The 14870-nt window shown below is 63.9% G+C and carries 14 protein-coding genes and 1 pseudogene; 6 read left to right on the forward strand and 9 right to left on the reverse strand.

Annotation, left to right across the window (positions count from 1 at the left end; all coding sequences use genetic code 11):
- Positions 1-4 precede the first annotated feature (4 nt).
- Entirely contained in the window at positions 5-1237 is a 1233-nt protein-coding gene (locus tag PEP31012_RS05720; RefSeq protein WP_150588369.1) for a diaminopropionate ammonia-lyase, read from the reverse strand.
- 59 nt (positions 1238-1296) lie between these two features.
- Positions 1297-2568, reverse strand: a complete 1272-nt coding sequence (locus PEP31012_RS05725; RefSeq protein ID WP_150588370.1) for a Zn-dependent hydrolase — start codon at positions 2566-2568, stop codon at positions 1297-1299.
- 178 nt (positions 2569-2746) lie between these two features.
- On the opposite strand from PEP31012_RS05725, the gene PEP31012_RS05730 reads away from it, so the two are divergent.
- Complete coding sequence (locus tag PEP31012_RS05730; RefSeq protein ID WP_150588371.1) at positions 2747-3220, forward strand: Lrp/AsnC family transcriptional regulator; 474 nt, start codon at positions 2747-2749, stop codon at positions 3218-3220.
- An 84-nt stretch (positions 3221-3304) separates the two neighbouring features.
- On the opposite strand, the gene PEP31012_RS05735 is transcribed toward PEP31012_RS05730, so the two are convergent.
- Positions 3305-3889, reverse strand: coding sequence for a fasciclin domain-containing protein (locus PEP31012_RS05735; RefSeq protein WP_150588372.1), 585 nt, complete (start codon positions 3887-3889; stop codon positions 3305-3307).
- Positions 3890-3935: 46 nt separating this feature from the next.
- Positions 3936-4829 carry an alpha/beta hydrolase gene (locus PEP31012_RS05740; RefSeq protein WP_150588373.1) on the reverse strand — a complete coding sequence of 298 codons (894 nt, stop codon included), beginning with the start codon at positions 4827-4829 and terminating at the stop codon, positions 3936-3938.
- A gap of 195 nt (positions 4830-5024) precedes the next feature.
- Here PEP31012_RS05740 and PEP31012_RS05745 point away from each other — a divergent pair, with 195 nt between their 5' ends.
- Genes PEP31012_RS05745 through PEP31012_RS05755 form a run of 3 tightly spaced genes read left to right on the forward strand, consistent with a single transcriptional unit; the run spans position 5025 to position 6814 of the window.
- Positions 5025-5684 (forward strand): lipocalin family protein, encoded by a 660-nt coding sequence (locus tag PEP31012_RS05745; RefSeq protein ID WP_246171159.1) that lies wholly within the window; start codon positions 5025-5027, stop codon positions 5682-5684.
- The gene (locus tag PEP31012_RS05750) at positions 5681-6211 is read left to right on the forward strand and encodes a chalcone isomerase family protein (protein WP_174978129.1); all 531 of its coding nucleotides are present in this window, start codon (positions 5681-5683) and stop codon (positions 6209-6211) included. The genes PEP31012_RS05745 and PEP31012_RS05750 overlap by 4 nt, the downstream gene beginning before the upstream one ends.
- A gap of 6 nt (positions 6212-6217) precedes the next feature.
- Positions 6218-6814, forward strand: coding sequence for a DUF2878 domain-containing protein (locus PEP31012_RS05755; RefSeq protein ID WP_150588374.1), 597 nt, complete (start codon positions 6218-6220; stop codon positions 6812-6814).
- Here the strand turns inward: PEP31012_RS05755 and PEP31012_RS05760 are convergent.
- The 5 genes and pseudogenes from PEP31012_RS05760 to PEP31012_RS05780 all read right to left on the reverse strand — a co-directional run.
- Positions 6815-6958: pseudogene (locus PEP31012_RS05760) on the reverse strand (2-hydroxycarboxylate transporter family protein); the annotation flags it as partial.
- A 124-nt stretch (positions 6959-7082) separates the two neighbouring features.
- Complete coding sequence (locus tag PEP31012_RS05765) at positions 7083-7352, reverse strand: TIGR00366 family protein (protein ID WP_425494925.1); 270 nt, start codon at positions 7350-7352, stop codon at positions 7083-7085.
- A 104-nt stretch (positions 7353-7456) separates the two neighbouring features.
- A complete protein-coding gene (locus PEP31012_RS05770) occupies positions 7457-8317 on the reverse strand; it encodes a sulfurtransferase (RefSeq protein ID WP_150588375.1) in 861 nt (286 codons plus the stop codon).
- 366 nt (positions 8318-8683) lie between these two features.
- Positions 8684-9196, reverse strand: coding sequence for a single-stranded DNA-binding protein (locus tag PEP31012_RS05775; RefSeq protein WP_150588376.1), 513 nt, complete (start codon positions 9194-9196; stop codon positions 8684-8686).
- A 30-nt stretch (positions 9197-9226) separates the two neighbouring features.
- Positions 9227-10450, reverse strand: coding sequence for an MFS transporter (locus PEP31012_RS05780; RefSeq protein ID WP_425494926.1), 1224 nt, complete (start codon positions 10448-10450; stop codon positions 9227-9229).
- 432 nt (positions 10451-10882) lie between these two features.
- On the opposite strand from PEP31012_RS05780, the gene uvrA reads away from it, so the two are divergent.
- Together uvrA and PEP31012_RS05790 are read left to right on the forward strand one after the other, a co-directional pair.
- Positions 10883-13747: an excinuclease ABC subunit UvrA gene (gene uvrA, locus PEP31012_RS05785; protein WP_150588378.1), complete on the forward strand. Its 2865-nt coding sequence runs from the start codon at positions 10883-10885 to the stop codon at positions 13745-13747.
- An 89-nt stretch (positions 13748-13836) separates the two neighbouring features.
- The gene (locus tag PEP31012_RS05790) at positions 13837-14865 is read left to right on the forward strand and encodes an AI-2E family transporter (RefSeq protein ID WP_150588379.1); all 1029 of its coding nucleotides are present in this window, start codon (positions 13837-13839) and stop codon (positions 14863-14865) included.
- Positions 14866-14870: the final 5 nt, after the last annotated feature.

Consider the following 14870-nt stretch of genomic DNA (forward strand, 5'->3'; position numbering starts at 1 on the left):
GACATCAGCGTGCCAGCCACGCCTGTTGGCGCTGCATGACCGACGCCGCCGGCTCACCCACGAGGGCCGCATACCCCTGCGGCGCGGTCGCCCCTTCCGTGTTGATCAGCAGGACGCGCGCGTTTGCGCTCAGGCCAATGGCCGCGGCCAGCGACGGCGCTGCCCCCGCCTGCATCAAGCCCGCGAGGCCCGCCACGCCAGACTCTCCCGCAACGAAAGGTACGTCGTTGTCACTGCCGCGCGCCAGGCGCCGCATCGCCTCGACTGCCTCGGCATCGGTAACGGTCATGAACGCGTCGACCGACGGCTGCAGGAATCGCCACGCCAGCGGCGACGCCTCGCCGCACGCCAGCCCGGCCATCACGGAATCGACCGATCCCGACGCTGAGGCCACCTTGCCTGCGATGGCGCTCTGGTACAGGCAATCGGCCTGCACCGGCTCCACGACCACGAACGTGGGACGCCACACACCCCAACGCTCCCAAAGATAGCTCACGATACCCGCCGCCAATCCCCCCACGCCGCCTTGCAGGAAGACGTGCGTGAGCGGGCATGCATCGTCGCTGCCAGCATCTGCCATGGACAGTGCCTCATCGACTTCGGCGGCCAGCGTCCCATAACCTTGCATGACGTCGCGCGGAATGATCTCGTAGCCCTCGTAGGAAGTATCGGAGACCACAGACCAACCATGACGCGTGGCAAGCGACGCCGCGGCCGCCACCGACGCGTCGTAATTTCCCTCGACGCGCACGATCTCGGCCCCGTATGCCGCGATCGCCTGTTCACGCTCCTCACTCACCTGGGCGTGCAGCACGATCACGCAACGGCAACCGATGCTTTGCGCCGCCGCGGCAAGCGCACGACCGTGGTTGCCATCGGTCGCGCTGATGACCGTGACGCCCACAAGCGCGTCGCGATGCTCGCCTCGCAGCAACGATTGCGCGGTGAGTCCGAGCGCTGCGTGCTCGCGCAACAGCAGGCGAACGAGCGCAATCGGCGCGCCCAGCGCCTTGAAACTGCCAAGCGTCGAGCGCAGCGCTTCGTCCTTCACGAGCACACTGCGCACGCCTAGCGACGCGGCCAGATCGGGCAGCGCGCGCAGCGGCGTGCTGCCAGGCGTCAGGCCGTCCCAATGGGCCAGCCACGCACGACTCTCTTGCGCGCGAGCGATGCTCATGATGTCTTGAAGCTCGCCCGGGTACGGTGCGCGGGCGGCGTGAGGATTGACATACAGCATGGGGGGCTCCGGAGTTGCGGTATTTCGGTATTTCGGTATTTCGGGATGTCGAAGCGGACTTATCGAGGCGCGCCGAGACGCTGGGCGACGACGTCGAGCAGCACGCGCGCGCCGTTGACCAATTGCTCGTCGTCGGTGTGCTCGCGCGGGTTGTGGCTGATGCCGCCACGGCTCGGCACGAAGATCATCGCGGCCGGGGCAATGCGCGCGATCATCTGCGCGTCGTGGCCCGCGCCCGACGTCATGCGTCTGGACGACAGCCCCAGTCGACTGGCGCTCGCTTCAATGACATCGGCCAGTGCGGCATCGAACACCACCGGAGAGAAGCGCGCCAGACGCTCTGTCGAAATGCGCACACCCTCGTCTTGCGCAATCGTCGTCAGGAATGCCGAAAAGCGGGCTTCGCTCGCGGCCAGACGCTGCTCGCTTGGATCGCGCATATCGACCGTGAACACGGCCTTGCGCGCAATCACGTTGATCACGCCGGGCTCGACCTGCAGCGTGCCGACGGTCGCGAGCGTCGTGCCCGAGTCGAGCGCGATACGGCGCAATTCGGCGACTGCCGCGGCGGCGACATAACCGGCATCGTGACGCAGACGTGTGGGCGTGGTGCCCGCATGATTGGCATTGCCCTGCACGGTGATCTGCTGCCACGAAATCCCTTGAAGATTTTCGACGACGCCGATCTCCAGCCCTTCCGCCTCGAGAATCGGGCCTTGTTCGATGTGCAGCTCAAGATATTCGTGAGGCACGAGGGTGCCCGGGATCATCTCGCCGTCGTAACCGATGCGCACGAGTTCGTCGCCCAGACGCGCACCGTCGGTGCCGATGGCGTCGAGTGCCTCGTCGAGCGGCAAGCCGCCCGCGTGAACCAGCGACCCCATCATGTCGGGATGGAAACGCGCGCCTTCCTCGTTGGTGAATGCCGCGACCGTGATCGGGCGCGACGGCACGAGACCCGCTTCGCGAAATGCCTGCACGATGGCCAGGCCACCCAGCACGCCGTAGCACCCGTCGAGCGCCCCTGCATTGACGACAGTGTCGATGTGCGATCCCATCATGAGCGGGCGCAGCATCTCGCCCGACGCGTCTTTCTCGGCCGACGCGAGCGTGCCGAAGATATTGCCGATGCGATCGATCTGTACGTCGAGATCGAGTTCTCGCATCCACACGACAAGCCGATCGCGCCCGGCCTTCTCGGCGTCGGTGAGCGCAACGCGGGTGCGACCGCCCGCGACGGGATCGATGCCGATCTCACCCAAGTCGCGCAGTTGCTGCAACAGGACGGCACCGTTCAGACGAAGGGCGGTGGGGGTATTCGTGGCTGGCATAGGGCAATACGGTCGTGTCGGCGGAGATGGCGATGAGAGCACCACGGGCAGGACAGGCCGGCGACCGGCTTCGCGCGTCACCGCTTGCGGAGTATCATCTGATTGACTGAATAATATTCCGGAGCATGCGTAGCGTTTGCGCGTTTTTGGTGATCGAATCGAATTTTTATTGCGTCACATGACCTTGGACAGTTACGACATCGCCCTGCTCGCCGCGATCCAGCAAGACGCGACGACGCCTCAGCACGCGCTCGGCGCGCAGATCAATTTGTCGTCAGCGGCGGTGAACCGGCGACTGAAAAAGCTGGCCGACGAAGGTGTGACACGCAAGACTGTCTCGCTGGTAGACCCGGCGAGCGTCGGCTACGCGCTGACGATCATCACTGAAATCGAAGTCGAGAACGAGCGGCTCGACCTGCTCGATGCGATGCGGCGCAGCTTTCTTGCCTGCCCGCAGGTCCAGCAATGCTATTACGTGGCGGGCGAATGCGACTTCGTGGTGATCATGGTCGTGCAGAACATGGCGCAGTACACGGAACTCACGCGTGCGCTGTTCTTCGAGAGCAACAACGTCAAACGCTTCAAGACGCTCGTGTCGATGAGCAACGTCAAGGTCGGGTTGGAAGTACCGATGGACGCCGTGGCGCGTTGAGCGCATCGACACCCGATCGTTCGCCGAAGCGCTGCGCCCTGGCGAACGACCGGGAAAACATCAGTGCATCAGTGCATCAAGGCGTCAAGGCATCAACACTTTGTCCACGACGTGAATCACTCCATTCGATTGCATGACGTTGCTGATGGAGATGTGTGCCACGCCGCCCTTGTCGTCCGTGACCATCAGATGGTCGCCCTTTTGCGTCACGGTCAGCGACCCGCCTTCGACGGTTTTCAACGTAGCCTTCCCGCCGGCATCCTTGACGGCCATCATCAGGTCCTGCGCGGTGAGTCGGCCCGGCACCACGTGATACGTGAGCACCTTGTCGAGGGTTGCCTTGTTCTCGGGTTTCAACAGCGTGTCAACGGTGCCGGCCGGCAACGCCGCGAAGGCTTCGTTGGTCGGCGCGAAGACCGTGAAAGGCCCGGGACCGGAGAGCGTGTCGACCAACCCGCCGGCCTTCACGGCGGCGACGAGCGTCGTATGGTCCTTTGAGTTCACCGCGTTCTGGATGATGTTCTTCGAAGGGTACATCGCCGCACCGCCGACCATGACCGTCTTCTCACCACCGTCCATCGAAGCCGCGCAAGCGCTGAGCGTTGATCCGAATACAAAGCAGGTTGCCACAAGCACCGGCGCAATTCCGGTGGCGTAACGAGTCTTCATTTCCTCACCTCTTTGATGGCGCTTCGCAAATCGGAAGCCCTCTTACTTACGAACAAGCCGGGTGAGCGGATGCACGCTGCGGAAATGAATTCACGAAGGTAGCGATGTCGTCCAGCACTGGCGCGTAGCCACGCAGCGGTGCGCTAAGCGTTCCCAGAAGCATCGCGTGTCCAAGGTCGTAGTGCCGGACTTCGACCGCATCGTTCGCCCCACGCAAGCGGTGGGCAAAACGCGTCGTGTTTCCCGGATCGACCACCGTGTCCGCGTCGCCCACGGCCAACCACATCGGTGGCTCCCTGCCCGTCACGAAATGAATTGGCTGGCTGGCGAGTCGCACCGGCTCGGGAAAAATCCGGCGAAGCACAGCGCTCTTGAGCGGCAGGAAATCGTAGGGGCCGGCAAGACCGATCACGCCGGCAATATTGCACTCGCGCATGCCGTTGGCGTGCAGGTAGCGGGCATCGGTCGCCAGTAGCGCAACCATTTGCGCGCCCGCCGAATGGCCCATGAGAAACAGACGTTCGGGGTCGCCGCCAAACGTGCGCGCTCGGTCGCTCGCCCAACGCACCGCGATCGCGGCATCGTCCATGAACCCCGGGAACGTCACCTCGGGATAGGTTCGATAGTCGGGCACGACCACCAGGAAACCACGCGAGGCGAGCGCCTCACCGACAAAGCGGTAATCCTCGCGTTGGCCGTTCTGCCAACTTCCCCCGTAGAAGAACACCACGACCGGCATGCCACCGGCCCCTGCGTCGGGATGCGTCGGCACATAGACATCGAGCCGCTGTCGCTCGGAGGAACCGTATGCCAGGTCCTTGACGTCGCGATAGGTCGTTCGCGGCGTGAGCGCATTCACGAGGGTGACGGGGCTGCAGGCGCATAGCGCAACGGTGGTGAGCGCGACCGCCAACAGGCCGCCGAGCGAGACATTTGTCATGTTTCCTTCCTGTCGAATAGAGGCCGGGGCGGGCCCATGCCCCCGGGGCTTGCCTTCGTCAGTACGGGATGGGCGATCGTCCGGATGCACGTCTACACGGAAATCGGCGGATTTTTTTGTTTCCGCTGCATCCGCGTGACCACGGCGCCCGTATACATCGGTGCCCCGCTTTCAACCCGCTACGGAGCCCGCACCATGCCTGCCGTCGTCATTGCATTCGCCGGACTGATTCTCGCGCTGTGTGCTACCGGCCTGTCTAGACGTCGCAACGTTGCCCTCGCGGTGTTCGCCAGTGCGAGCGTGTTGCTGACGGGCTGCTCCGGGGCGCCGCCCAACCCCAACCCTCGTGCTGATGTCCCGCTTCACACGGTGCCCGTCGACCTGCCGCGATACATGGGCAAGTGGTACGTGATTGCCAACATTCCCTACTTCGCGGAACGCGACTTCGTCGGCAGCCGCGCCGAGTGGAAATTGCGTGACGACGGCAAGATCGACGATCACTTCTATGGCCGCAAGGACGGGTTCGACCAACCGGAGCGCCACTACAAGTTCCTCGATAGCGTGGTGCCGGGCAGTGGTGGCGGAGAGTGGCGGGTGCGCCTGTTCTGGCCCATCTACGTCTCGCAGCTCACCGTGTATGTCGATCCGGATTATCGGTACACGCTGCTCGCCTATCCCGACAAGTCGTTGGGCTGGATCTTTTCGCGCGAGCCGACAATGGACGACGCGACCTACCGCGCACTGCTGTCGCGCTTCGATGCCATGGGATACGACACCACGCGTTTCCGGCGCGTGCCGCAGCTTCCCGAGCAGCTCGGTCAGCCGGGCTTCGCCACACCGGGGAAAAGCGAATGAAGGCGCGCCATCTGGCCAGCGCGATTGTGTGTTTGGTCGGCGCGCTGGCAACGTCACCGGCATGGTCGGGATGTCGCGATGCATTGACATCGGCCCATCGCGTTGGCGCGGGAGAGTTCTGCGTGCTGGGCTTCTGTCTCTACAAGGCCGAGCTTTGGTCGCCGCAGACGCCCGTCTCGGCCGACACGCCCTTCGCGCTCGTCCTCAAATACGAACGAAGTGTGAGCGGGGAGCGCATGGTTTCGACCGGCATTGACGAGATGCAGCGACTGGCCCCGCGTCCGATCGCGAACGACACGCTCAATGCGTGGCGCGAGGACATGCAGCGGGCGTTCGGCGACGTGTCGCGCGGAGACGAGCTTTGCGGCGTCTATCTGCCCGGGCGGGGCGCGCGTTTCTATACGAACGGGACACTGAAGGCCGACGTTCGCGACCTGGCGTTCGCGCGGGCATTCTTCGGCATCTGGCTCGACCCGAACACGCGCGCGCCCTCGCTTCGCAGACATTTGCTGGGCGAAAGCCCATGATCGGCCGTGGCATTGCGACAGCGTGACCCAGCGCTTGTCAGTCGCCACCTGGGCCTGCTTTATCTCGCGCTCGGCCAGGTGGGATGGTTCACGTGCGTGCTTAGCGCCGCCAGGGCAGACGGATGGATCGGCGTTGCGCTCGTGGCGGCGATGTCGGCGGGTCATCTGTGTCTGGTCCGGCGGCCACTTCGCGAGGCTGCGTTTCTCGTCGTCGTCACGGTGCTGGGTTTCGGATGGGAGTGCGTCGTTTTTCGCACCGGCTGGATCGCCTACCCCAATGGCGTGCTTGTCGCCGGATACGCGCCTTACTGGATGGCCGGGCTCTGGGCGCTTTTCGCCTTGCAGGTCAATGCCGTCTTCGCGTCGCTGCGCCGTCGCTGGTTCCTGTGCGCCGTGCTTGGCGCGGTGGGTGGCCCGCTGTCGTTTCGCGCTGGGGCGGCTTTGGGGGCCGTCACGTTCATCGACTTCTGGCGAGCGTTCGCCCTGATTGGCGCGGGATGGGCCGTCATGCTGCCCGGACTGATCGCGCTGGGGGCGGCGATCGGTTCGCGGCCGATCGCCTCCGGCACGGCTACCGACGCCATGGGACATGGCGATCGGTAGTCAGTCGGCAGTCATGCGGTAGCCATCCTCCTCAACGATGACCGTGACAGCGCCCCCAATGCGCGTGGCGATCTGCGCGAACGGCATCAGCGACATCCGGTCCGCTGCGGTCAGGATCGCGACGTCGCCCGTGCCGCCCAGACCGATGGGCGTGTCGAAGACGGCCCACCAGCGCTGCTTGAGCGATATGGGCGGTGCGGCACTCGCCGGGCCTTGCCCCGCTGCGGTGGATTCCATCGAGGAGTCTGCGTTCATATTGTGATGTGGGTTACACCAGGAACAGCATGGCGGCGCCGTAGATCACGAGCCCGACGAGGAAGGTCACGACCGTAAATCCGAGCACGCGTTGCGCGCCAATGCCGGCCATCGCCACGACGGGGGCGGCCCAGAACGGTTGCATCATGTTGGAGACCTGCTCGCCCATCGCCACCGCCATGGTCGTGGCGGGCACCGAGGCATGCAGCGCCACGGCGGCCGGCACCACGAACGGACCTTGCACGGCCCAGTGACCGCCACCGCTCGGGATGAAGAACGTCACGAGACAGCGCAGATGACGATGCGCAGCTTGCGCGGGGCGGGGGGTGCCGACGTGTAAATTGCGCTGGCATCGGCCGATGCCGCTGCGGTGCGTGGGGCACGGATCTAGTACGGCAACCCCTCGTCAATGGGCAGCGATGGATCCCTTGACCATTCATTCCACGAGCCGAGGTAAAGGCGCACGTCCTTGATACCAGCCTCCTCCAGTGCAACAAATGTGTTGGAGGCTCGCGCCCCTTTGAAGCAAAACACAACAACGGGCGTATCGCGACCAATCCCCACGGTCGCACACTCGGCAAGAATCTCTGCGGGCGATTTGAACATCTGACCAGTGGGGGTCGGTTTCATCATTCGATACCACTCTAGCCAGACCGAGCCGGGAATGCGGCCCTTTCGGGGGCAAAAGTCCTTGCCATAAGGTGACGAGCTTTCGGCAATCCATTCATCGACGTCGCGCACATCGAGCTTCACGATGTGCGGGTCTGCAACGGCGTCCTTCATCCCCGCCAGGTCGACAAGGATGCGGCTTGCGCTCGTGTCTGCGGGAAACTCGGCGGGCGTCGGCGAAGGCACTTCCGTCGTGCTTGGCAGCCCAGCGGCACGCCATGCACTGTAACCACCGTGCAGTACCTTGATTTTGTCACGCGGATAGCCGAGATAACGAAGCAGGACATACCCCCGGCAGGATTGGCCAAATCCAGTTGTCATCGACTGTTCGTAGATGACCGCCGTCTCCTTCCCGGACAATCCGGCCTTCGCAAATGCTTCGGTAAATTTTTCGCGCAAGGCGGCAAGACCTTGTGGCGTTGAGGTCGCCAGATAGGTAAATATCTCATGGATATTCACCGCGCCTGGCAGATGCGCTTCGGCAAAACTCGCCGCGTCTCGTGTATCGATGAGCACGACCGGCCCGGACTGAATCAACTGTGTCAATTCAACTGGTGAAATGAGAACTCTCTCGTGCATGGCAACCCCCCATCTCGTTTCGCCTGAGGGTGGCCCGAACAGAGGACCACATCCCGATGCGGTGCACACTGGCAAGCTCGGCGCCCACTTGTCGAAATAAATCTAGGCGAAGACGGACGAACCACTTTGATGCTTATCAAAGGAAAATCCGAGAGGGAATCCCATACGGGCGGTCGTACCACCAGCCCCGGCGCTGAAGATGAAAACCGCGCCTGTGGCACGTGCTTTGGCTATCCGATTTAGCCGGTTCCGCAGAGTCATTACTGCAGTACGAAAGCGCGCGACACACATAAAAACAAATGGCCCGCACCGAGGGAGGTTGCGGGCCAGCGACTTACACTTTCCAGACGTGCTCAAGTGCGGGTATTAGAACGGAATATCGTCATCCATGTCGTCAAAACCGCCGCCCGACTGCTTGGCCGGTGCTTGCTGACGGCCACCGCCGCCACCGCCACCGCCGCGCGAATAGCCACCACCACCGCCTTCGTCGCCACCGCCACCGCCACCGCGCGAGTAGCCACCGCCACCCTCACCGCCACCGCCGCTACGGCCCCCCAGCATCTGCATCTGGTCTGCCACGATTTCCGTGCTGTAACGCTCGGTGCCGTCCTGCGCCTGATACTTGCGCGTGCGGATACGACCTTCGATGTACACCGACGAGCCCTTCTTCAGGTACTCATTGACGATTTCCGCAAGCCGGCCGAAGAACGACACGCGGTGCCATTCCGTCAGTTCCTTGAACTCGCCAGACTGCTTGTCCTTGTATCGATCGGTCGTCGCCAGACGAATGTTCGCGACCGCATCGCCGCTCGGCATGTAGCGGACTTCGGGGTCGGCGCCAAGGTTGCCGACCAGGATCACTTTGTTGACTGATGCCATAAATCTTTCTCCGGTATTGCTGATATCCGATCAGGATTGACGAGGCGCTGGCGTCCTCATCGGTGCGGCGATTATAAGCCACACGACAGCCCCGGCTGAACAAGTCAGGAAGATTGCGTTTTGACCGTAGTGGGTCATCAGAAAACCCCCTATCGCCCCGCCGCAGAACAACCCAAGCGCCTGGGTCGTGTTGTACACGCCTACCGCCGCACCCTTGCGCTGCCCCGGCGCCAGCTTCGACACCAGCGACGGCTGCGACGCCTCCAGCACGTTGAAGCCCAGGAAGTACACGAACAGCACGCACGCAATCACGCCCACCGTCGGCGGCAATCCGCCCAGCGCCGCCTGCGCCACCGCCACCAGCGCAATCGCCGAGAGCAGCACCACCTTCATCTTGCCCCGCTTCTCGGCCGCGATGATCGCCGGCACCATCGCCACGAACGACAACCCCATCACCGGCAGATACACCTCCCAGTGCTGCGCGACCGGCAACCCCGCCGCCACCAGCATGCGCGGCATCGCCACGAACAGCGCCGTCTGCGTCGCATGCAGCACGAACACGCCGAAATTCAGGCGCAACAACTCAGGGTTGTGCAGCACCTCCGAGAACGGCGCCGGGCCCACCTTGGGATGCGCAGGCGGCGTCGGCACGACCCACACCACCACGAAAATCGCCAGCACCGCCAGAATGCCGATGGCCGAGAACAGACCGCTCATGCCCAGCCAGTGATAAAGGAACGGTGCACACACGATAGCCACCGCAAACGACACGCCAATGCTGGCGCCGATCATCGCCATCGCCTTCGTGCGGTTGGCTTCGCTCGTCAGATCCGCCACACAAGCCATGACGGCCGAGGAAATGGCCCCCGCGCCCTGGATCGCCCGGCCGACGATGATCCACGCCAGGTCGTGCGCCAGCGCCGCCACGAGCGAGCCGATCGCAAACACGATCAGACCGAACACGATGACAGGCTTGCGTCCGAGCCGATCGGAAGCCCAGCCATACGGAATATAGAGCAGGGACTGCGTCAGACCATAGATGCCGATGGCCAGCCCGACGAGAAAAGTGTTGTTGCCGCCCGGAATCGTCTGCGCGAACACCGAGAAAACCGGCATGATCAGAAACAGACCGAGCATGCGCAGCGCAAAAATCCCCGCGAGCGATGCACTCGCGCGCACTTCTAGCGGGGTCATGCGGCCACCTCGGCCGCGCGTCGTGGCAGGGGAAGCGGAAGTCACGGAATCGGTAGACATTACGTCCTGAGAGATGGAAAAAGCGCGCGCAACATCGTGCAGCCTCGGAATCGTCTGATGATTGCGGCCCCAGCGCCCGGCGCGTCGCCGCCCAATGGGCGCGTCGATGACCGTCTGGACGGCGGTCCGGCGCCAGCCCCCTGGAAAGCGAGCAATTCGCCCCCACCTACGGCCCATGCCGGTGTATCGCCCGAATCGACCCGTCAGTCGGTTCGGCCTTGGCCACCAAACTTAGGTATATTAGCAGGTTTAGCCGCCCGGATTTTCCCCCAGCGGCCCGCCCGACCGCTCCCGCCGCCTGCGGCGTCGACACCCCGGCCAACGCCGCGCCGACGCCGCGCGACGTCCCGGGAAACTCGGACTCTTGGGGGCCGGAAACCGCCCCGCGACAATTCGCCGCGCGGCTTCCTCGGCGACGACCCGGAACCGTGAATGGAAACCATCCGTATTCGTGGGGCTCGTACCCACAACCTCAAGAACGTCAATCTCGACTTGCCGCGTCACCAGCTTGTGGTGATCACCGGCCTGTCCGGTTCCGGTAAGTCGTCGCTCGCCTTCGACACGCTCTACGCGGAAGGCCAGCGTCGCTATGTCGAGAGCCTGTCCGCGTACGCCCGCCAGTTCCTGCAACTGATGGAAAAGCCCGACGTCGACCTGATCGAAGGCCTCTCGCCCGCGATCTCCATCGAACAGAAGGCCACGTCGCACAACCCGCGCTCGACGGTCGGCACGGTCACGGAAATCCACGACTACCTGCGTCTGCTCTACGCGCGCGTAGGCACGCCCTATTGCCCCGACCACGGCTTGCCGCTCGAATCGCAAAGCGTCTCGCAAATGGTCGACGCCGCGCTCGCGCTGCCGGAAGACACCAAGCTCATGATCCTCGCGCCCGTCGTCGTCGATCGCAAGGGCGAGCACGCCGATCTGTTCGAGACGATGCAGGCCCAGGGCTTCGTGCGCTTTCGCATCCGCTCGGGCGGCGGCGCCGCCAACGAAGGCACGGCGCGCGTCTATGACATCGAATCCCTGCCCAAGCTCAAGAAGACGGAAAAGCACTCCATCGACGTGGTCATCGACCGCGTGAAGGTGCGCGCCGATCTGAAGCAGCGTCTGGCGGAATCGTTCGAGACGGCACTGCGGCTGGCCGACGGCCGGGCCATGGCGCTGGAGATGGACACCGACAAGGAACACGTCTTCAGCTCGAAGTTCGCCTGCCCGGTGTGCTCGTACTCGCTCCAGGAACTCGAGCCGCGTCTGTTCTCGTTCAACAACCCGATGGGCGCATGCCCGACCTGCGACGGCCTGGGCCAGATGACGTTCTTCGATCCGAAGCGCGTCGTCGGCTTCCCCGCACTCTCGCTCGCCTCGGGCGCGATCAAGGGCTGGGATCGTCGCAATCAGTTCTATTTCCAGATGCTGCAAAGCCTCGCGGCGTTCTACGACTTCGACGTCGACACGCCGTTCGAGGAACTGCCGGACGCCACGCAGAAAATCGTGCTCTACGGCTCGGGCGAGCAGACCATTCCCTTCACCTACGTGAACGAGAAGGGCCGCACGTCGGTGCGCGAGCATGCGTTCGAAGGCATCATCCCGAATCTGGAGCGACGCTATCGCGAAACCGATTCCGTCGCCGTGCGCGAGGAGCTGGCCAAGTACCAGAACAACCAGGCCTGTCCCGATTGCGAGGGCAGCCGTCTGCGTCGCGAAGCGCGCTTCGTCAAGGTAGGCGAAGGCCCGCAGGCACGCGCCATCTACGAGATCGGCAACCTGCCGCTGCGCGAAACGCTCGGCCACTTCCACGAACTGGTGCTGCACGGTGCCAAGCGCGAGATCGCCGACAAGATCGTCAAGGAGATCGTGGCCCGCCTCACGTTCCTGAACAACGTCGGGCTCGACTACCTCTCGCTCGAACGCAGCGCCGATACGCTCTCGGGCGGCGAGGCACAGCGCATACGCCTGGCGTCGCAAATCGGCTCGGGCCTCACCGGGGTGATGTACGTGCTCGACGAGCCGTCCATCGGCCTGCATCAGCGCGACAACGATCGCCTGATCGGCACGCTCAAACATCTGCGCGATCTCGGCAACTCGGTGATTGTGGTCGAGCACGACGAGGACATGATTCTCGCGAGCGACTACGTCGTCGACATGGGACTGGGCGCCGGCATCCACGGCGGCATGGTGATCGCCCAAGGCCGTCCCGAGCAGATCGAGAGCGCGCCGGAGTCGCTCACGGGACAGTACCTGTCGGGCGCGCGGCGCATCGAAGTGCCCGCGCAGCGCCACGCCCCAAGCGACGATCGTCTGCGCATTCTCGATGCGACGGGCAACAACCTCAAGAACGTCTCGCTGGATCTGCCGGTCGGGTTGCTCACCTGCGTGACGGGTGTGTCCGGCTCGGGCAAGTCGACGCTGATCAACGACACCCTGTATCACGCCGTCGCGCGGCACCTCTATGGGTCGTCGGCCGAGCCGGCGCCGTATGACCAGATCGAAGGGCTCGAGCACTTCGACAAGGTCATCAACGTCGACCAATCGCCCATCGGACGCACGCCGCGCTCGAACCCGGCCACCTACACGGGGCTGTTCACGCCGATCCGCGAACTCTTCGCCGGCGTGCCCGCGGCCAAGGAGCGCGGTTACGATCCGGGCCGTTTCTCGTTCAACGTGAAGGGCGGACGCTGTGAAGCCTGTCAGGGCGACGGCGTCATCAAGGTCGAGATGCACTTCCTGCCCGACGTGTATGTGCCTTGCGATGTCTGCCACGGCAAGCGCTACAACCGCGAGACGCTCGAAATGCAGTACAAGGGCCGCAACATCTCGGAGGTGCTCGACATGACGGTCGAGCAGGCGCACGAGTTCTTCAAGCCGGTGCCGGTGGTCGCGCGCAAGCTGCGCACGCTGCTCGACGTGGGCCTGGGCTACATTCGCCTCGGCCAGTCGGCCACCACGCTCTCGGGCGGCGAGGCGCAGCGCGTGAAGCTTTCGCTAGAACTCTCGAAGCGCGACACGGGCCGAACGCTCTACATCCTTGACGAACCGACGACCGGGCTGCACTTTCACGATATCGAGCTGCTGCTCACGGTGATTCACCGTTTGCGCGATCAAGGCAACACCGTGGTCATCATCGAGCACAATCTCGACGTGATCAAAACGGCGGATTGGGTGATCGATCTCGGGCCGGAAGGCGGCGCGGGCGGTGGGCAGATCATTGCGCAGGGCACGCCCGAGCAAGTGGCGGCGAACAAGGCCAGCTTCACCGGCAAGTACCTCGCCCCGCTGCTCGCGCGAGGGAAGTAAGCGCCCCGTTCGGGCTGGCGGTTCGTGACGGCACGGGCGAGCGCCGCCTGTGCCGTCGCGACCGCGTGTTTTTACAAGGACGTCATTGCATGGAACCGCGCTCTGGCTGGCATCCGGATCGGGATGCCTGGATCGAACTGGCGAGCTATGGCGCCGCCGCCCTGGCCCTTTGGCTGATTCTCAGCATCCACCTGCTCTCGGTGGTGCTCGCAGGGACGGTCGTCTATCAGCTCGTGCACGTGCTCGGGCCGCGCCTGCAACTGCGCATCTCCAGCGAGCGCGCCCGGCTGGTCGCCGTCGCCCTGCTCTCGGCGGTGATCGTCGCGCTGATGACTGCCATCATCTTCGGCATCATCACCTTCTTCCGCAGCGATGCCGGGCATCTGCAACACCTCAACGGCAAGATGATGGATGTGGTCGAACAGGCACGTGCGCAGTTGCCCGCCTGGCTCACGGCACGCCTGCCGGCCGACAGCGACGACATCCACCAGTCGATCACCGGCTACCTGAAAGACCACACCCAGGAGATGTCGCTCGTCGGCAAGGAAGCCCTCAATGCGATGGTGCACATCATCGTGGGGCTCGTGCTCGGTGCCCTCGTGGCCCTCTCGTCGATCCGGCCCGTACACACCATGCGCCCGCTCTCGGCCGCGCTCTCGCGCCGCGTCACGCTGTTTGGCGATGCGTTTCGCCGCATCGTGTTCGCCCAGGTCAAGATCTCGGCGATCAACACGCTCTTTACCGCGATCTTCCTGATTGGCGTGTTGCCGCTGTTCGACGTTCATCTGCCGCTGCGCAAGACGATGATCGTGGTGACGTTCGCCGTCGGCCTGCTCCCGGTCGTGGGCAATCTGATCTCGAACACGTTCATCGTGGTGTTGGGCCTGTCGGTCTCGTTGTACGTGGCCATCGCCGCCCTGACCTTCCTGATCGTGATCCACAAGCTCGAATACTTTCTGAATGCCCGCATCGTCGGCACACAGATCCAGTCGCGCGCCTGGGAGCTGCTGCTCGCCATGCTCGTCATGGAAGCCGCGTTCGGGTTGCCCGGACTGGTCGCGGCACCCATCTATTACGGCTATCTCAAGAGCGAACTGGCGGAAAAGCAGCTCGTTTGAGCACC

Origin of the sequence: Pandoraea eparura (assembly GCF_902459725.1) — a bacterium.
Taxonomy (GTDB): Bacteria; Pseudomonadota; Gammaproteobacteria; order Burkholderiales; family Burkholderiaceae; genus Pandoraea; species Pandoraea eparura.